This window comes from Streptomyces sp. YIM 98790 (genome assembly GCF_011421595.1).
Taxonomy (GTDB): Bacteria; Actinomycetota; Actinomycetes; order Streptomycetales; family Streptomycetaceae; genus Streptomyces.
In genome coordinates this window covers 1-368 of the sequence record NZ_WTLH01000414.1, presented here as the reverse complement: position 1 = coordinate 368, position 368 = coordinate 1, and the positions used below count along the sequence as shown (strand labels likewise).

Here is a 368-nt window from a genome sequence, read left to right as displayed (position 1 = left end):
CGCGCACCCTGTACTGGCTCACCCGGGACGCCGGGGAGCGGCGTGTCGACGTGCCCGCCCGCTACCGCGCCCGGCTGGCCGCCGTGCGGGACGACATGGCCCGGCTGGACGACCCGGCGCCGCTCGACCCGGCCCCGGACCCGGACGGAGCACCGGCCGGCCGTCCGCCCGGCGCGGCCTCCGCCGCGCTGCTGGAGGAGCTTCCCGCACTGCTGACCGGCGCCGAACTGGCCGCGGCACGGCTGATCGTGGCCGCGCTGGACCCGGACCCGGAGGAACTGGCCGCCGCGCCGCAGCCGCGGCGGCCGGGCGCTGCCGGGCGCGGCACCGGGGGGAGGGCCGGGCATGGCTGAGCCGGGGACGCCGGT

General features: G+C 81.8%; 1 pseudogene. It reads left to right on the top strand.

The annotated features are described in order from the left end of the window. Positions 1 to 353: pseudogene (locus GQS09_RS28425) on the top strand (hypothetical protein); the annotation flags it as partial. Between the last annotated feature and the right edge of the window lie 15 nt (positions 354 to 368).